This window comes from Variovorax sp. 10N412, assembly GCF_056394985.1.
Genome location: NZ_JBFTIO010000019.1, coordinates 111607 through 127045 on the forward strand (window position 1 = coordinate 111607; position 15439 = coordinate 127045).

Here is a 15439-nt window from a genome sequence, read left to right on the forward strand (position 1 = left end):
GCCTCTTTTTTCCTGAGTTTTTTCGACGATGCGATTCACCATCAGCCAACGTTTTTTCTTCGACGCCGCCCACACGCTGAAACGCGAGATCGAAGTCGAAGGCAGCCGCCGTGTCCACGGCCACACGTACCACGCGGAGGTGTGGCTCGCGGGCGAGCGCGATCCCGCGACGGGCATGGTGATCGACCTGGGGCTGCTGCGCCGGCGGCTGGAAGAGGTGCGCGAGCAGCTCGACCATCACCTGCTGGACGACGTGCCGGGGCTGCATCCGCCGACGCTGGAGAACCTGTGCGTGTTCATTGCGCAGGCGCTGCCGGATTTGCGGGGATCGCTGGCGCGGGTGAAGGTGTGGCGCGAGGCGCTGGGGGACAGCTGCAGCGTGGAGTTCTAGCCTTGCTCCCTGCCCTCCCGGGGGAGGGCTGGGGTGGGGGCAAGCGGCGCATTCATTATTGTCGGCGTCTTTGGCGCCGCGAGCCCCCATCCCAGCCTTCCCCCAACGGGGGAAGGAGCAACGCGGGGGTCAGGCGGCGCCGATGCCGGCGATCAGACTGCCCGGCGGATGGCCGTTTTTCAAACCCGCGGTAAACGCCAGCATCCGGTCGATCGGCACCCGCGCCCTCAACCCCAGCGCCGGATCGACATGGATCTCCCCCACGCCCGTCTCCAGCGCATTCGCCAGCTCCACCAGCCCGTTCATCGCCATCCACGGGCAATGCGCGCAGCTCTTGCAGGTGCCGCCGTTGCCGGCCGTCGGCGCCTCGATGAAGGTCTTGCCGGGGTTCAGCATGCGCAGCTTGTGCAGCATGCCGCTGTCGGTGGCGACGATGAACTCGCGGGCGTCCATGCGCTGCGCCGCGCCCAGGATGGCCGAGGTGGAGCCCACCGCATCGGCCAGCGCAATGACTTCCGACGGCGACTCCGGGTGCACCAGCACCTTGGCCTTGGGGTGTTCCTTCATCAGCAGCTCGAGCTCCAGCGCCTTGAACTCGTCGTGCACGATGCAGGCGCCGTTCCAGCTGACCATGTCCGCACCGGTCTGGCGCTGGATGTAGTCGCCCAGGTGGCGGTCGGGGCCCCAGAGGATCTTCTGCCCCGCCGCATGCAACGCGCCCACCACGTCGAGCGCGCAGCTGGACGTGACCAGCCAGTCGGCGCGCGCCTTCACGGCCGCGCTGGTGTTGGCGTAGACGACCACGGTGCGATCGGGGTGCCGGTCGCAGAAGGCGCTGAACTGCTCGACCGGGCAACCCAGGTCGAGCGAACAGTTGGCGTCCAGGTCGGGCATCAGCACGCGCTTCTCGGGTGAGAGGATCTTCGAGGTCTCACCCATGAAGCGAACGCCCGACACCACCAGCGTCTGCGCGGCATGGTCGCGGCCGAAGCGCGCCATTTCGAGCGAATCGCTCACGATGCCGCCGGTTTCCTCGGCCAGGTCCTGCAGGTCGGGGTGCACGTAGAAGTGCGACACCATCACCGCATTGCGCTCACGCAGCAGGCGGCGGATGCGGCTCTTCAGCGCGATGCGCTCGTCGGGCGAGGGCTCGGGCGGCACCCGGGCCCAGGCGTGGCGGGTGTCGCAGACGGAACCGGAACCGGCCGATTCCGCGGGCTGTTCGTAGTCGACGTGGATGACGGAAGCGGTCGTCATGGAGAAGATCTTTTTTAGTGAAAGCGCATCGAGTAGTCGATGGCTTTCACGTCCTTGGTCAGCGCGCCGACCGAGATGCGGTCCACACCCGTCTCGGCCAGGGCGCGCAGGCCGTCGAGCGTGACGCCGCCCGAGATCTCGAGCACCGCCTTGCGCGCGTCGCCCACCGCGTCGTTAATGCGCACGGCCTCGCGCAGCGTGGGCAGGTCCATGTTGTCGAGCAGCACCATGCGCGCGCCGGCGTCCAGCGCCTCGCGCAGCTGGGCCAGGGTTTCGACCTCGACCTCGACGAAGGCGGCTTGCGACGCCACCGGCGCCACCGCTCGCAGCGCCGCGGCCACGCCGCCGGCGGCGGCAATGTGGTTTTCCTTGATGAGCACCGCGTCGTACAGGCCGATGCGGTGGTTCAGGCCGCCGCCGGTGCGCACGGCGTACTTCTGGGCCAGGCGCAGGCCCGGCAGTGTCTTGCGCGTGTCGACGATGCGGGCGCGCGTGCCGCTGATCGCGGCGGCGTACAGCGCCGTCTTGGTGGCGACCGCGCTCAGCAGTTGCAGGAAGTTGAGCGAGGTGCGCTCGGCCGTCAACAACGCGCGGGCAGAACCTTCGATTTCGAGCACGGTCTGGTCGGCGGCGCAGCGCTCGCCTTCGGCGCACAGCCAATGGATGCGCACCTCGGGGTCGAGCTGCCGCAGCGTGGCTTCGACCCAGGGCGCGCCGCACACGACGGCGGCTTCGCGCGCCAGCACGCGGGCACGGGCGGTGCGGGCAGGGTCGACCAGCGACGCGGTGAGGTCGCCGTCGGCGACGTCTTCCTGCAATGCGCGGGTGGCGTCGGAGAGGGCCAGCGCGGCCACGGCCGACGCTGAAAAATCAAAGCGAAGGCTCATGGCTCTTTGTCTCTGCGTTTTTTAAGAGGATTGACGAGGGGAAGCCGCCAGGCCGGGCGGTGAGGGCGGCACGGATTCAGGCACGGGGTCGCGGCCAGTCAGGGCGGCCACGGCATCCTGCGGGCTCACGCGGCCGTCGAGCAACGCGACCACGCCTTCGGCGATCGGCATCTCGATGCCCAGGCCGCGCGCGCGCTGCACCACGGTGCGGGCGCAGTACACGCCTTCGGCGACGTGGCCCAGCGAGGCGACGGCCTGCGCCAGGGTACGGCCCTGGGCCAGCAGCAGCCCGACCTTGCGGTTGCGGGAGAGGTCGCCGGTGGATGTCAGCACCAGATCGCCCAGACCCGACAGGCCCATGAAGGTCTCGGCGCGGGCGCCCAGCGCAAGGCCGAAGCGAGTCATTTCGGCGAGGCCGCGGGTGATCAGGGCCGCACGGGCGTTGAGCCCGAGCGCAAGGCCGTCGCACAGGCCGGTGGCTATGGCGAGCACATTCTTGACTGCGCCGCCCACTTCCACGCCCACGATGTCCTCGTTGGCGTAGACGCGCAGCGCCGGTCCGTGGAAGGCATCGACCAGCGCGTCGCGCACGCTGGCGTGCGGGCTGGCGGCCACCAGCGCGGTGGGCCGCCCTTCGGCAACTTCTTGCGCGAAGCTGGGGCCGCTGAGCACGCCCGCCCGCAGGTCGGGCGCGACCTGCGCCCAGATCTCGTGGGCCAGCAGGCCGAAGGATGCGGGGGATGTTTCGAGCGCGGGCTCGACGCCCTTGCACAGCCAGGCCACCTGCGCGGTCGTGCCGCGCAGCGCAATGAGCTGTTCGCGCAGGGCGGCCATGGGGGTGGCCACGATGACGAGGTCGGCGCCGGCCTGTGCCTGGGCGATCTCGCCAGCGCGCACAACCAATGAGGCCGGCAGGGCCAGCCCGGGCAGGTAGCGGGTGTTTTCACGTGCGGCCGACATGGCGTCGGCCTGGGCGGCATCGCGCGCCCAGAGCGTGACCTCGTGGCGGGCCGCCGCGTTGACTGCGACGGCCGTGCCCCAGGCACCGGCGCCATGAACGCAGATCTTCATCGTGCGTTGGCGGCGTTGTGCCGGTTTACTGCGTGAGGGTCGGCGCGGCGGCTTGGCCGGCGGCCTGCGCCTGCTGCTGTTCGTACATCGCCTGGAAGTTGATTTCGGCGAGGTGCACGGGCGGGAAGCCGCCGCGCTGGATCACGTCGGCCACGTTGCCGCGCAGGTACGGGTACACGATTTGCGGGCAGGCGATGCCGAGGATGGCACCCATCTGATCTTCGGGCAGGTGGCGGATCTCGAAGATGCCGGCTTGCTTGGCTTCGACCAGGAACACGGTCTTGTCGCCGATCTTGGTCTGCACGGTGGCCGACACGGTGATCTCGAAGATGCCGTCAGCCACGGGCTGGGCGTCCACGCCGAGCTGGATGTCGACGGTAGGCTGTTCCTGTTCCAGCAGGATCGCGGGCGAATTGGGCTGCTCGAGCGACAGGTCCTTGAGGTAGACGCGCTGGATCTGGAAGATGGGATCTTGGGCTTGCTGGTCGGCCATGGCTGAACTTTCGAGAGTCAAAACAATGCCCGCCGGGGAGAGGTTCCCGCAGCGGGCTGCAGATGAATGAGCAAATGATTATCGCCCGGCGCCCGGGCCACCTTTGTGACGCCGGTTGCTTTGTGTTTCAGGCGGCCTGCAGCAGCGGAACGAGGCCGCCGCGGCCGTCGAGCGCGATCAGGTCGTCGCAGCCGCCGACGTGCGTGTCGCCGATGAAGATCTGCGGCACCGTGCGGCGCTGGGTGAGCTCCATCATGGCGGCGCGGGCTTGCGGGTCGCTGTCGATGCGGATCTCTTCGATCTGCTCGACGCCCTTGGACTTCAGGATCTGCTTCGCACGGGTGCAGTACGGGCAGACGGCGGTGGTGTACATCTTGACGGCTTGCATGCTCTTTACCTTGGGAAGACTCAGGCTTTTTCAACCGGCAGGTTAGCTTCTTTCCAGGCCTTGAGCCCGCCGGCGACCGCTTGGGCCTGCTCGTAGCCGAGTTTCTTGGCGGTGGCCACGGCGCGCTGGGCGCGGGCGCCGGTGGCGCAGACCAGCAGCAGCGGCACGTTCTTGTTCTTGACGGCGCCGGTGAGCTTTTCTTCCAGCTGGTTCAGGGGGACGTTCTTGGCGCCGATCATGTGGCCGGTGGCGAATTCTTCCGGCTCGCGCACGTCGACGAGCACGGCGCGTTCGCGGTTGATGAGCTGCACGGCACCCTGCGCCGTGAGCGTTCCGCCGCCCGCGCCCCGCACCAGCGGCCAGGCGAGCATGGCGCCCGAGCTGAGCGCGATCAGGATCAGCATCCAGTTCGCGGTGACGAATTCGATCAATTTCACGAGGGTTCCTTGAATGGCAAACCGGGGATTTTAGAATGCGAGGTTTCGCAAGCGCAGCCAAAGGCCTCCCACATGCACAAACTGGTACTGATCCGTCACGGCGAATCCACCTGGAATCTCGAAAACCGCTTCACCGGATGGACCGACGTCGACCTGACCGAGACCGGCGTGGAGCAGGCCAAGCAGGCCGGCCGCCTGCTCAAGGCCGAGGGTTACGACTTCGATGTCGCCTACACCAGCGTGCTCAAGCGCGCCACCCGCACCCTGTGGCACACGCTCGACGAGCTGGACCGCACCTGGCTGCCCGTGGTGCATTCGTGGCGCCTGAACGAACGCCACTACGGCGGCCTGCAGGGCCTGAACAAGGCTGAAACGGCCAAGAAGTACGGCGACGAGCAGGTGCTGGTCTGGCGCCGCAGCTACGGCACGCCGCCCCCGCCACTGGAAACCGGCGACCCGCGCAGCGAGCGCGGCGACGTGCGCTACGCCAAGCTGTCGCCCGAGCAGATTCCGCTCACCGAGTGCCTGAAGGACACGGTCGCGCGCGTGCTGCCGTTCTGGAACGAATCGATGGCGCCGGCCATCCGCACCGGGCGCCGCCTGGTGGTGGCGGCCCACGGCAACTCGATCCGGGCGCTGGTGAAGTACCTCGACGGCATTTCGGACGACGCCATCGTCGGCCTGAACATCCCGAACGGCATTCCGCTGGTCTACGAGCTCGACGACGACCTGAAGCCCCTGCGTCACTACTACCTCGGCGACGCCGCAGCCGCCGAACAGGCTGCCGCTGCGGTCGCTTCGCAAGGTAAAGGCTGAAGAAACCCCTTTCTGCCGGCCACTTCGTGGAACCCCGGCAGGCAAATTGTTTCCAAGCTGTGTATATTGGTTCGACAGCCGCCGACAAGGACAAGCACTCATGATGGGCCAGAAATTGAAGATCACCGGCTGGGTCGCCGCCGGCGCCGTTGCAGGCGTCCTGACCACCGTCTCGTTGCAGACAGTCGCACGCGGATCGCTTGCGCCACTGCCGCTCGAGGAATTGCAGCAGCTCGCTGCCGTCTTCGGCATGGTCAAGAGCGACTACGTCGAGCCGGTCGATGAGAAAAAGCTCATCTCCGACGCCATTTCGGGCATGGTCGCCGGGCTCGACCCGCATTCCCAGTACTTCGACAAGAAGTCCTTCAAGGAATTTCGCGAAGGCACGACCGGCCGATTCGTCGGCGTAGGCATCGAGATTTCGCAGGAAGACGGACTGATCAAGGTCGTCTCTCCCATCGAAGGCTCCCCGGCGTTCCGCGCCGGCCTGAAGCCCAATGACCTGATCACCAAGATCGACGACACCGCCGTGCGCGGCCTGTCGCTGAACGAGGCGGTCAAGCGCATGCGCGGCGAAGCCAACACCAAGGTGCTGCTGACCATCTTCCGCAAGGACGAGAGCCGCACTTTCCCCGTGACGATCACGCGCGAGGAAATTCGCACGCAGTCGGTGCGCGGCAAGATGATCGAGCCCGGCTACGGCTGGATCCGCCTGTCGCAGTTCCAGGAACGTACGGTCGACGACTTCGTCAAGAAGATCGACGAGTTGTACAAGGAAGATCCCAATCTCAAGGGCCTGGTGCTCGACCTGCGCAACGACCCGGGCGGCCTGCTCGACGCGGCCGTGGCGGTGTCTTCGGCCTTCCTGCCCGAGAACGTCACGGTGGTCACCACCGATGGCCAGCTGGCCGAAAGCAAGTCGGTCTACAAGGCAGCGCCGGAGTTCTACCAGCGCCGTTCGGGCAGCGACCCGCTGCGCAGCCTGCCGGCCGCGCTGAAGACCGTGCCTCTGGTGGTGCTGGTGAACGAGGGCTCTGCCTCGGCCAGCGAAATCGTGGCCGGCGCGCTGCAGGACCACAAGCGCGGCATCATCATGGGCAGCCAGACCTTCGGCAAGGGCTCGGTGCAGACGGTGCGCCCGCTCGGTCCGGACACCGGCCTGAAGATCACCACGGCGCGCTACTACACGCCGAGCGGAACCTCGATCCAGGCCAAGGGCATCGTGCCGAATGTGCTGGTCGACGAAAGCGCCGAGGGCAGCCCCTTCGCCGCCCTGCGCATGCGCGAGGCCGACCTCGAGAAGCACCTGGCCAGCGGCCAGGGTCCCGAAGTCAAGGACCCGGAACGCGAAAAGGCCCGCGACGAAGCCCGCAAGCGCCTCGAGGAAGAAGCCAAGAAGCCGCCCCAGGACCGCAAGACGCCCGAGTTCGGCACCGACAAGGACTTCCCGCTCGTGCAGGCGCTCAACCGCCTGAAGGGCCAGCCGGTGCTGGTCAGCAAGACGCAGGTGATCGTCGAAAACAAGGAAGAGAAGAAGGAAAACTGATCCGGTGGCGCATGGAAGATAGCGAGCTGCTGCGCTACTCGCGCCACATCCTTCTCGAGGAATTCGGCATCGACGGGCAAGAGCGCGTCAGTGCCGGACGGGTTCTTGTCATCGGTGCCGGCGGGCTCGGCTCGCCGGTGGCCCTGTACCTCGCGGCAGCAGGTGTCGGCCACATCACGCTGGTCGACGACGACGAGGTCGACCTCACCAATCTCCAGCGCCAGGTCGCCCATACGCAGGCGCGGGTCGGTCTCGCCAAGGTCGAATCCGCGGCGCAGGCCATGCGCGACATCAACCCTGGCATTTCCATCGAGACCCACGCCGAGCGCGCCGACGCGCCGTTGCTCTCGCGCCTGGTCGCCGAGGCCGATGTGGTGGTGGATTGCTGCGACAACTTCGTCACCCGCCAAGCCGTCAATCGCGCCTGCGTGAATCATTCAAAACCGCTGGTGGCGGGTGCGGCGATCCGTTTCGACGGGCAACTGAGTGTTTACGACACGCGTGACGCCGCCTCACCCTGCTATGCCTGCCTGTTCCCGCCGGATGCTGCGTTCGAGGAGACGCGCTGCGCGGTCCTGGGGGTGTTCGGCCCGGTGGTCGGCACCATCGGCACGCTGCAAGCCAGCGAGGCGCTCAAGCTGCTTGCCGGCATTAGCCCATCGCTGGCAGGCAAGCTGCTGATGTTCGACGGTCGCAGCACCTCGTTCGATACCTTGCGCGTGGCCCGCGACCCGCAATGCGGGGTCTGTGCACACCGCCCAGCGCCGAGCGAAGCCCCCACCCTGCAAGGCGCTTAGGAAGGCTGGCGCGCGCCCTTGGCGCGGGCGGCACCGTTGGCGGCGGCGCCGGGCGCCGGCTTGTTCGCATCCGCCAAGACACCCTTGCAATCGGAATCCTGGCCCGGGCCTGTCTCGATGGTCGCGGCCAGGGCCAACAACGGATTGATGGCGCCCAATGCCAGTGCGGCCAGTCCGCGCTCCGCGAGAGGGGCCACCTGCAGGCCGCCCTTCGGCGCGCCGAAGCTCCCGCTCAACACCAGCGGCGTGCGGATCGACAGGATGCTCTTGCTCTTGGGTTCGGGGCGAATCACGAAGTCCAACCCCTCGGTCGCGAGGTTGGCCTGGCCGGTGGCCGTGAAGACGGCGTTGGTGGTGTCGACCACGAGCGTGCGGCCCGTCATCAGCCCCTTGTTGACGTCGAAAGCCATCGCCGCGCACCGCAATTCGACATTGCGGTCGCCGCGCAGCAGGAACTTGATGATGTCGCCACCCACCAGCGTAGCGAACACAGGCAGCAGGTTGCCGAACTGGCCGCTGCCCGAGAGCACCGCCACGTCGCCGGACACGCCGCCCAACCAGTTGGCCACGGTGCTGCCCGACCCCGACAGGTTGATGCGCCCATCCAGCCGCCCCACGCTGTTGCCTGTGGTCTCGAGCTTGGGGAACAGGCGGGCCAGTTGCATGGCCTTGATGTCGAGCGATGCGCGGATGTCCGCGGGGTTCTTCGATGCGTCGATGCGAATCGCGCCGCCCAGCTTGCCGCCGGCCACGCCCAGGTCGAGCGGATCCAGCGTGAGCACGCCGTTGTCGAGCTTGACCTGCACGCTGCCGCGGTCGAGCGGGATATCGCGCACGTTCTGGATCTTGTCGGCCGTGTACTTGACGTCGGCGTTCATGGCGCGCAGGCGCTCGAAATCGAGCGGTGCCGTGGGCAGCACCTTCCCGCCAGCCCGCTTGACCTGCGTCACGGTCGGCGGCGGGGCCACGCCTTCGACGGTGTTGGCCGTACGCGCCGTCGGCGGAAGGCCGATCAGCGGACCGAGGTCGTCCATGTCCATCACCCGCGAACGCAGATCGCCCGCGAGATGCGGCAACTTCCCAGCCTGGTCGAATTTCATGTCGCCTGCGATATCCGACAAGCCCAGCTTGCCCTTGAGACCGGTAGCCTCCCAAAGCTGGCCGCGCTTGCCCAGCTTTCCGCTCAGCGCATAAGGCGAGGTCTGCGGCAGCGCGATGCCGAGCAACGGGAACAGCGCGCCCAACGTCTGTCCTTTGATCTCGAAGCTGGCATCGATGCCGTCCAGCCCGGACAACGCGGCCACGCTGCCGGCGGCCTTCAACTGGGTCTGCCCGGCGGCGGCGTTGATCTCAATAGGGAACGGCGGCGCTCCTGCGGCATCGATCTGCAATACGTTGCCGGCGCGCCCATTGGCGGTCAGCGGCTGGCCCTTGTAGCGGCCCTTGATGCGATAGGTCAGCGGCATCTCGCCGCGGGCCGAGTCGTAGCTCAGGTCCGCATGCAGGTCCACGCCCAGGTGCTTGGCAAGGAAGTCGAGCGAGCCGGTGTCGACCTGGATCAGGCCGATGCTGGGTACGCTGCCTGCATCCGAGGTGTCCTTGCCGAACGCCCAGGTACGGCGGCCATCGGCCTCCATCTGCAGGCCCACTGCCGGAGCGAACAGCGCGAGGCGCGGAATCACGATCTTGCTGGTGATGAGCGGCCAGAGGCGAATGTCGAATTCGGCGCGCTCTGCCTTCACCAGGTAGGGATCGCGCGCCCAGGACGGATTGGCGAACTCGATGCCGTCGAACTTGACGGTGGCCTGCCGCCACCCGAGGCCCACGTCGAGTCGCCGCGTGATTTCGAACTTGCGCCCGGTCTTCTCGCTGACGTACCGGTTGAGTGGCTCGCGCAACACGTCCCAGGGGAAAAACACAAGCACCAGCACCAACGCCGCGAACAGGAGCACGACGCCGCCAAGCAGCTTCAGCCATAGCGGCCGGGTTCGCAGGATATTCGTTGCCATGGCGTCCTTGTTACCTCATCGATCGTGCCGCCCGGGTCGGCAAGGGACCGCACAGACCGTGGGGCATCGCCTACGAGCGAGGTATCGCTGTGGCGCAGGCGAAAGCGTCGGAACCCGCCTACAACGCCCGCCCCCCGCAGCTTGCATGATGCGCGACGGAATGGCTGCAATCTCCCGATGCAGGCTTTCCCCCATCAGCGGGCGCTGCAAAAGCACCTGCCACGTGAGAGGAAGCGCGGTTCGGCATGGATTCCAGATTGCAGATATACGTCGTCGAAGACAACCTCACGATCCGTGAAAACCTCATTGGCACTCTGGAAGAGCTCACCCTCAGCACGGTCGTCGGTTTTGCCGAGACCGAAGAGGGCGTCCGCGCGTGGCTCGGTGCGCACGAAGACGGGTGGGACCTGGTCATCGTCGACCTTTTTCTCAAGCAGGGCAGCGGGTTGGGCGTCCTCCAGGCATGCGAGGGCCGCAAGCCCGCTCAGAAGGTGGTTGTGCTCAGCAACTATGCGACGCCCGACATCCGGCGGCGCTGCGCCGAGTTCGGTGTCGATGCGGTGTTCGACAAGTCGAACGAAATCGACGCGCTGGTGGACTTCTGCCTTGTACAGGCCGAGGCCCTGCGGGCGGCCAGGGCGCGCTGAAAAAGAGGCCGCCTCGGGCCTCTTCTTTTGCGTCGCGCAGATCTCAGTCGATCAGCTTGTTCTTCAGCGCGTAGTACGTCAGGTCGCTGTTGGAGGACAGGTTCATCTTCTCCATCAGGCGCGTGCGGTAAGTGCTCACGGTCTTCACCGACAACGACAGCGTCTTGGCGATGTCGCCGGCAGTTTCGCCCTTGGCCAGCTTCAGGAACACCTGGAATTCGCGTTCCGACAGCTGCTCGTGCGGCGCGGCGTCGTCCTTGCGGTCGAGCTGGCGAGCCAGCAGTTCGGCCACGGCGGGGGTGATGTAGCGGCGGCCCAACGAAATAGTGCGAATGGCGTTCACGATTTCTATCGGATCGCATTCCTTGTTCAGGTAGCCGCTTGCGCCCTGGCGGATCAGGTTCATCGCGTAGTGCTCTTCCGGATAGCCGCTCAGGATCAGGATGCCTACGTCCGGCGCCTTGGCGCGGATCATGGCCAGGGCGTCGATTCCACTTTGCCCGGGCATCGAAAGGTCCATGACCAGTACGTCCAGCTCCGTGGTGCGCACCAGTTCGATGGCTTCGCGCCCGCTGGCAGCTTCACCCGCCACGCGCAGGTCCACGTGCTCGGAGAAGAACTGCCGGAGGCCAGACCGCACGATGGCGTGGTCGTCCACAATTCCAATTTTGATCATCTGTTACTTTCGTCGTTGTGTTGCGGACATACGGGTCGCAACATTCCGGGTCCCTGATTGTTGTCAATTATTCACGAACTTGCGTAGTACGCAGCCCTGAAAGTTTCATGCACTGGTTAGCCCCTCCAAAAATGGCCGTCAGCCTGCTGCTTGCGGCACTCGCTGCGCTGGCCCTCGTCGGGATCAACGAGGCCGGCTACCGGCAATCCAGCCGCGCGCTCTATGACATCGAAGAGGCGCAGCAGGTGCGCGGCACGCTCAGCCAGATTCTGCAGAGCATGCTGGACGCCGAGACAGGGAGCAGAGGCTACTTGCTGACAGGCGAGGCCAGCTACCGGCAGCCCTACGACACGGCGGTCAAGCAGGTCGACGGCCAGTTGGCATCGCTGCGCCGGATGTATGCCGGCCGGCCGGCCGAGCTCAATCAGTTGACCGAACTGTCGAAGCACGTGCTGCGCAAGGTGGCCGAAATGGACATGAGCGTGCGGTTGCGCCAGGACGGCAAGGAAGACGCATGGAAGTTCGTCATCACGACGGACGTCGGCCGCGAGGAAATGGACGCCATCCGCGCGACCGCGGGCGAACTGGTGAAGATCAGCAACGACACCCTGCACGAAAGCCAGGCGCAGGTGTTGCGCTCGCTGCAGTTGGCCCGCATCGGTACCGCCATCGTCGCGCTGGCCGCACTGATCGCCTTTTTCCTGTACCTGCGCCAGACCCATGCGCTGCGCTCGATCGGCGAGCGCCAGCAGGAGGCCCTGCAGCGCGAACGCAATGCGCTGGAAGACGAGGTGCGCGAGCGCACGGCGTCGCTGGCAGAACTGGCAACCCACCTGCAGGACGTGCGTGAGACCGAGCGCGGCTACCTCGCACGTGAACTGCACGACGAGTTGGGCTCGCTGCTCACCGCCGCCAAGCTGGACGTGGCGCGCCTCAAGTCGCGGCTCGCCGACGCGCCCGATGCCATCCAGCGGCTGCAGCATTTGACCGAGCTGCTCAACAGCGGGATTGCGCTCAAGCGCCGCATCATCGAAGACTTGCGGCCGTCCTCGCTGTCGAATCTCGGTCTGGTGGCCTCGCTGGAAATCCTGGGACGCGAGTTTGCCGAACGTTCGGGCCTGCAGATCGAAATGGCGCTGGAGCCCGCGGCCATGGACGAATCGCGCCAGCTCACCATCTACCGGATGGTGCAGGAGAGCCTGACCAACATCGGCAAGTACGCCCACGCCAGCGAAGCCACCATCGTGATGAAGAACTACGAGAGCCACGTGATCGTGGAGGTGGCAGACAACGGCAAGGGCTTCGACACCCAACGCATGCGGCCGTCGACGCATGGTCTGGCAGGCATGCGGCATCGGGTGGAAGCCGCACGCGGCAAGCTCACGGTGTCCTCCACGCCCGGCAAGGGCACGCACCTGAGCGCGATGCTGCCCATCGTCAAATCTGCGTCAGGCGGCTGACGGTTCGAGGAGGGCCGGAACTCCTTCACGCCCCAGTGCAGGCTAACTCGGCCGTCTCCTACGCACCCCGCGCCCGACCGCTGACAGGTCCGGGACGCTACCCCACTTAATGTTGCTCCTGTGCTCTTCGAATCCCTTCACAAGGGTGCCGAAGCCGCCATTTCTCAAGACGACGAGGCCAACCTCGAAGGAGTTCGCATGTTGCACTACACGGTGGTGTTTTTGGTCATCGCACTGATCGCCGCGGTGCTCGGCTTCAGCGGCATTGCAGCCGGCGCAGTGGGGATCGCAAAGATTCTTTTTGTGATCTTCGCCATCCTGGCGATTGCCAGCTTCCTTGCCGGCTTGCTACGACGCAAGTAGCGTCGTTACGATCTACAGGCTCCCGCATTTCACTTCCCCGGAAAGGACTTTCACATGAACACGACCAAGACCGCCTCGCAACTCGCAGATGACGCGCGCCAGACCGCCAACGAAGCGGTGGAATCCACTCGTGCCTACGCACAGAACGCAGTGAATGCGGCCGGCGAAAAGGTCCGCGACCTGCGCCGCGATGCAGAGCCGGCTGTTGAACAACTGGCTGCTCGCGTGCAGCAAGCCGTTCAACGTGGACTCGATGCCGCTTCCACCACGAGTGCACGCGCCCAGCGCCGCCTCGAACAGGCCGCAGACGTGACGGGTCGCTACATTTCCGACCAGCCGGTTCGCTCGGTGCTGATTGCTGCAGCCGCAGGTGCAGCCATCACTGCGCTGATCGTGCTCGCCAGCCGCCGCAGCCGGGACGACTATTGATTCGCTGAGTTCCCGTCGCTTCAACGACCTCTGGCACCATGCTTCATCCGATTTTCTCCACGGTGCTCGGGCATCCGGAACTCGTCGCTGATCACCTAGCCAACTACGCCGCTCTCGTTCGCCAGGAAACTGCGCAAGCGGGACGCGGCCTTGTTACCCGCGTCGTCGCTGGCGTGTTGGCGGCGGCCAGCGCCATGTTGGCACTCGGCCTCATTGGCGTGGCTGTGCTGCTTGGCGTGCTTCACGGCAGCTTTCACTGGGTCCTGGTCGCCGTGCCGGGCGTTGCCTTGGTGATTGCGGCTTTCTGCGCCTGGTATGCCACCCGGCCGAGCCCGAGCCACGGCTTCGACGACCTGCGTTCGCAACTCGATGCTGATCTGCAGGCATTGCGTGAAGCAGGAACTCGACATGGCCGTCGCTGAACGTTCGCCTCTGACACCGCAGCAACGCTTGTCGCTGTCACGCCGGGCGCTGGTTCGCCAACTCAATGGGGTCTCCGAACCTCACGAAGAGCAGCACTACCGGCCAACCCAAGCGGCCGAAGATGAACTCGAATATGCGCGTGCTGAAGCGGCTGCTGCGTTGCCGCCACTTGGCGAGCACAACGGGCGGCCTCAAGGACGCAGCGGCAATCTATGGTTTTCCATGGGCCGGAATGTGGTGCAGCGCTGGTGGCAGCGGCACCCTGCGCATGCGGCCGGCCAATTGGCCCGTCCATTGCTGGAAAGTTACGCACGCAAGCAGCCAGCCAAGCTCATGGCCATCGCCGCCGGCACAGGGGCGCTTGTGGTGCTTGTCAGGCCGTGGCGTCTTTTGTCGGTCACGGCAGTGCTGGCAGCGGTACTGAAAACATCCGACGTGGCTGACGTTGTCAACACGTTGATGCAGAAGAACTCAAGCTCCCCACGAAAGGACCCTTTATGAAAACCGACGTTTCCTCTTCAGACAAGGCCTCTGAACACAAGCACCTGGTGCTCGATCAGAGTGGCCTTGATGCCGCGCGTAACAGCCTGGACGACGGCGCGGTGACGCCTAGCTACGGGCCGTGGCGTGACGATGTTGTCAAGCTGCTGAACGATGCACTGGCGACCGAGCTCGTCTGCGTGCTGCGCTACAAACGGCACTACTTCACCGCCAATGGCGTCGAGTCCCCAGCCATTGCGGACGAGTTTCTCGTGCATGCCAATGAAGAGTCGGGCCATGCCGACCGAATTGCCGAACGAATTGTGCAACTCGGGGGTGAACCAGACTTTGCACCGTCGCACCTGCTGGAACGAAGCCATGCAGCGTACGACGAGTCCACCGACCTGCAAGCCATGGTGCGCGCCAATCTGATTGCCGAGCGTATTGCAGTGGAGTCGTATCGGCAGATGATCGCGCTGATCGGGGACAAGGACCCCACTACACGCCGCATGCTCGAGGACATCCTCTCCGACGAGGAAGAGCATGCCGACGAATTGAAGGACTGGCTTGGTCACTGAGCATCGCGCAGCGCCTGGCGGCCTGATTTTCAGCTTCTTCGGATAGCAAAAAGCCCGATAGATTCATCGGGCTTTTTTACGTCTGCGTGTTTTACGTCTGCGTGGTTCTACTCGTTCGCGTATTTGTATTGGCGAATGCCATTGCGCAAAGCAAAAAACCCCAGTCATATTCTGACTGGGGTTTTCTGGGCTGTAAGAGCCTGACGATGACCTACTTTCACACGGGAACCCGCACTATCATCGGCGCTGAGTCGTTTCACTGTCCTGTTCGGGATGGGAAGGAGTGGTACC

General features: G+C 65.5%; 19 protein-coding genes and 1 rRNA gene. 11 read left to right on the forward strand and 9 right to left on the reverse strand.

Features of this window, described 5'->3' with window-relative positions; translation table 11 throughout:
- Window positions 1-28: 28 nt before the first annotated feature.
- On the forward strand, window positions 29-391 hold the full coding sequence (locus AC1DJH_RS29035) for a 6-pyruvoyl trahydropterin synthase family protein (RefSeq protein ID WP_435484762.1): 363 nt from the start codon (window positions 29-31) through the stop codon (window positions 389-391).
- Window positions 392-520: 129 nt separating this feature from the next.
- On the opposite strand, the gene nadA is transcribed toward AC1DJH_RS29035, so the two are convergent.
- The 6 genes from nadA to AC1DJH_RS29065 all read right to left on the reverse strand — a co-directional run bounded on the left by nadA (window position 521) and on the right by AC1DJH_RS29065 (window position 4891).
- Window positions 521-1648 (reverse strand): quinolinate synthase NadA, encoded by a 1128-nt coding sequence (nadA, locus tag AC1DJH_RS29040; protein WP_478188059.1) that lies wholly within the window; start codon window positions 1646-1648, stop codon window positions 521-523.
- Between the two features lie 14 nt (window positions 1649-1662).
- Complete coding sequence (nadC, locus tag AC1DJH_RS29045) at window positions 1663-2535, reverse strand: carboxylating nicotinate-nucleotide diphosphorylase (RefSeq protein WP_478188060.1); 873 nt, start codon at window positions 2533-2535, stop codon at window positions 1663-1665.
- A gap of 21 nt (window positions 2536-2556) precedes the next feature.
- On the reverse strand, window positions 2557-3606 hold the full coding sequence (locus AC1DJH_RS29050) for an NAD(P)H-dependent glycerol-3-phosphate dehydrogenase (protein WP_478188061.1): 1050 nt from the start codon (window positions 3604-3606) through the stop codon (window positions 2557-2559).
- Window positions 3607-3631: 25 nt separating this feature from the next.
- The gene (gene secB / locus AC1DJH_RS29055) at window positions 3632-4099 is read right to left on the reverse strand and encodes a protein-export chaperone SecB (RefSeq protein ID WP_409169529.1); all 468 of its coding nucleotides are present in this window, start codon (window positions 4097-4099) and stop codon (window positions 3632-3634) included.
- 127 nt (window positions 4100-4226) lie between these two features.
- Window positions 4227-4487 (reverse strand): glutaredoxin 3, encoded by a 261-nt coding sequence (gene grxC / locus AC1DJH_RS29060; RefSeq protein WP_435436057.1) that lies wholly within the window; start codon window positions 4485-4487, stop codon window positions 4227-4229.
- A gap of 20 nt (window positions 4488-4507) precedes the next feature.
- Entirely contained in the window at window positions 4508-4891 is a 384-nt protein-coding gene (locus tag AC1DJH_RS29065; protein WP_472121365.1) for a rhodanese-like domain-containing protein, read from the reverse strand.
- Window positions 4892-4996: 105 nt separating this feature from the next.
- Here AC1DJH_RS29065 and gpmA point away from each other — a divergent pair, with 105 nt between their 5' ends.
- The 3 genes from gpmA to AC1DJH_RS29080 all read left to right on the forward strand — a co-directional run bounded on the left by gpmA (window position 4997) and on the right by AC1DJH_RS29080 (window position 8083).
- Window positions 4997-5740: a 2,3-diphosphoglycerate-dependent phosphoglycerate mutase gene (gene gpmA, locus AC1DJH_RS29070; protein WP_435484766.1), complete on the forward strand. Its 744-nt coding sequence runs from the start codon at window positions 4997-4999 to the stop codon at window positions 5738-5740.
- Between the two features lie 103 nt (window positions 5741-5843).
- Window positions 5844-7286: a S41 family peptidase gene (locus tag AC1DJH_RS29075; protein ID WP_435436685.1), complete on the forward strand. Its 1443-nt coding sequence runs from the start codon at window positions 5844-5846 to the stop codon at window positions 7284-7286.
- Window positions 7287-7297: 11 nt separating this feature from the next.
- Window positions 7298-8083, forward strand: a complete 786-nt coding sequence (locus AC1DJH_RS29080; RefSeq protein WP_478188062.1) for a HesA/MoeB/ThiF family protein — start codon at window positions 7298-7300, stop codon at window positions 8081-8083.
- On the opposite strand, the gene AC1DJH_RS29085 is transcribed toward AC1DJH_RS29080, so the two are convergent.
- Complete coding sequence (locus AC1DJH_RS29085) at window positions 8080-10092, reverse strand: AsmA family protein (RefSeq protein WP_478188063.1); 2013 nt, start codon at window positions 10090-10092, stop codon at window positions 8080-8082. The two genes, AC1DJH_RS29080 and AC1DJH_RS29085, sit on opposite strands and share 4 nt — an antisense overlap.
- A 245-nt stretch (window positions 10093-10337) precedes the next feature.
- Between AC1DJH_RS29085 and AC1DJH_RS29090 the strand changes: the two genes are divergently transcribed.
- Window positions 10338-10739, forward strand: coding sequence for a response regulator (locus AC1DJH_RS29090; protein WP_478188064.1), 402 nt, complete (start codon window positions 10338-10340; stop codon window positions 10737-10739).
- A 43-nt stretch (window positions 10740-10782) separates the two neighbouring features.
- Here the strand turns inward: AC1DJH_RS29090 and AC1DJH_RS29095 are convergent, their stop codons facing one another.
- On the reverse strand, window positions 10783-11415 hold the full coding sequence (locus AC1DJH_RS29095) for a response regulator (RefSeq protein WP_007837167.1): 633 nt from the start codon (window positions 11413-11415) through the stop codon (window positions 10783-10785).
- Between the two features lie 107 nt (window positions 11416-11522).
- On the opposite strand from AC1DJH_RS29095, the gene AC1DJH_RS29100 reads away from it, so the two are divergent.
- The 6 genes from AC1DJH_RS29100 to AC1DJH_RS29125 all read left to right on the forward strand — a co-directional run bounded on the left by AC1DJH_RS29100 (window position 11523) and on the right by AC1DJH_RS29125 (window position 15148).
- A complete protein-coding gene (locus AC1DJH_RS29100) occupies window positions 11523-12875 on the forward strand; it encodes a CHASE3 domain-containing protein (protein ID WP_478188065.1) in 1353 nt (450 codons plus the stop codon).
- A 198-nt stretch (window positions 12876-13073) separates the two neighbouring features.
- Window positions 13074-13238: a DUF1328 domain-containing protein gene (locus AC1DJH_RS29105; RefSeq protein WP_472121052.1), complete on the forward strand. Its 165-nt coding sequence runs from the start codon at window positions 13074-13076 to the stop codon at window positions 13236-13238.
- Window positions 13239-13292: 54 nt separating this feature from the next.
- A complete protein-coding gene (locus AC1DJH_RS29110) occupies window positions 13293-13667 on the forward strand; it encodes a hypothetical protein (RefSeq protein WP_371086375.1) in 375 nt (124 codons plus the stop codon).
- Between the two features lie 38 nt (window positions 13668-13705).
- Entirely contained in the window at window positions 13706-14089 is a 384-nt protein-coding gene (locus tag AC1DJH_RS29115) for a phage holin family protein (RefSeq protein ID WP_478188066.1), read from the forward strand.
- Window positions 14076-14591 carry a hypothetical protein gene (locus tag AC1DJH_RS29120; RefSeq protein WP_478188069.1) on the forward strand — a complete coding sequence of 172 codons (516 nt, stop codon included), beginning with the start codon at window positions 14076-14078 and terminating at the stop codon, window positions 14589-14591. Before AC1DJH_RS29115 ends, AC1DJH_RS29120 begins: the two co-directional genes overlap by 14 nt.
- A complete protein-coding gene (locus AC1DJH_RS29125) occupies window positions 14588-15148 on the forward strand; it encodes a ferritin-like domain-containing protein (RefSeq protein WP_478188067.1) in 561 nt (186 codons plus the stop codon). The genes AC1DJH_RS29120 and AC1DJH_RS29125 overlap by 4 nt, the downstream gene beginning before the upstream one ends.
- Window positions 15149-15346: 198 nt before the next feature.
- Here AC1DJH_RS29125 and rrf read toward each other — a convergent pair.
- A 5S ribosomal RNA gene (gene rrf / locus AC1DJH_RS29130) occupies window positions 15347-15439 on the reverse strand; the annotation flags it as partial.

Excerpts from the sequence above, each read along its gene's own strand:
- AC1DJH_RS29035 (WP_435484762.1), top strand. The coding sequence starts at position 29 with ATGCGATTCACCATCAGCCAACGTTTTTTCTTCGACGCCGCCCACACG.
- nadA (WP_478188059.1), bottom strand. The coding sequence starts at position 1,648 with ATGACGACCGCTTCCGTCATCCACGTCGACTACGAACAGCCCGCGGAA.
- nadC (WP_478188060.1), bottom strand. The coding sequence starts at position 2,535 with ATGAGCCTTCGCTTTGATTTTTCAGCGTCGGCCGTGGCCGCGCTGGCC.
- AC1DJH_RS29050 (WP_478188061.1), bottom strand. The coding sequence starts at position 3,606 with ATGAAGATCTGCGTTCATGGCGCCGGTGCCTGGGGCACGGCCGTCGCA.
- secB (WP_409169529.1), bottom strand. The coding sequence starts at position 4,099 with ATGGCCGACCAGCAAGCCCAAGATCCCATCTTCCAGATCCAGCGCGTC.
- grxC (WP_435436057.1), bottom strand. The coding sequence starts at position 4,487 with ATGCAAGCCGTCAAGATGTACACCACCGCCGTCTGCCCGTACTGCACC.
- AC1DJH_RS29065 (WP_472121365.1), bottom strand. The coding sequence starts at position 4,891 with ATGCTGATCCTGATCGCGCTCAGCTCGGGCGCCATGCTCGCCTGGCCG.
- gpmA (WP_435484766.1), top strand. The coding sequence starts at position 4,997 with ATGCACAAACTGGTACTGATCCGTCACGGCGAATCCACCTGGAATCTC.
- AC1DJH_RS29075 (WP_435436685.1), top strand. The coding sequence starts at position 5,844 with ATGGGCCAGAAATTGAAGATCACCGGCTGGGTCGCCGCCGGCGCCGTT.
- AC1DJH_RS29080 (WP_478188062.1), top strand. The coding sequence starts at position 7,298 with ATGGAAGATAGCGAGCTGCTGCGCTACTCGCGCCACATCCTTCTCGAG.
- AC1DJH_RS29085 (WP_478188063.1), bottom strand. The coding sequence starts at position 10,092 with ATGGCAACGAATATCCTGCGAACCCGGCCGCTATGGCTGAAGCTGCTT.
- AC1DJH_RS29090 (WP_478188064.1), top strand. The coding sequence starts at position 10,338 with ATGGATTCCAGATTGCAGATATACGTCGTCGAAGACAACCTCACGATC.
- AC1DJH_RS29095 (WP_007837167.1), bottom strand. The coding sequence starts at position 11,415 with ATGATCAAAATTGGAATTGTGGACGACCACGCCATCGTGCGGTCTGGC.
- AC1DJH_RS29100 (WP_478188065.1), top strand. The coding sequence starts at position 11,523 with ATGCACTGGTTAGCCCCTCCAAAAATGGCCGTCAGCCTGCTGCTTGCG.
- AC1DJH_RS29105 (WP_472121052.1), top strand. The coding sequence starts at position 13,074 with ATGTTGCACTACACGGTGGTGTTTTTGGTCATCGCACTGATCGCCGCG.
- AC1DJH_RS29110 (WP_371086375.1), top strand. The coding sequence starts at position 13,293 with ATGAACACGACCAAGACCGCCTCGCAACTCGCAGATGACGCGCGCCAG.
- AC1DJH_RS29115 (WP_478188066.1), top strand. The coding sequence starts at position 13,706 with ATGCTTCATCCGATTTTCTCCACGGTGCTCGGGCATCCGGAACTCGTC.
- AC1DJH_RS29120 (WP_478188069.1), top strand. The coding sequence starts at position 14,076 with ATGGCCGTCGCTGAACGTTCGCCTCTGACACCGCAGCAACGCTTGTCG.
- AC1DJH_RS29125 (WP_478188067.1), top strand. The coding sequence starts at position 14,588 with ATGAAAACCGACGTTTCCTCTTCAGACAAGGCCTCTGAACACAAGCAC.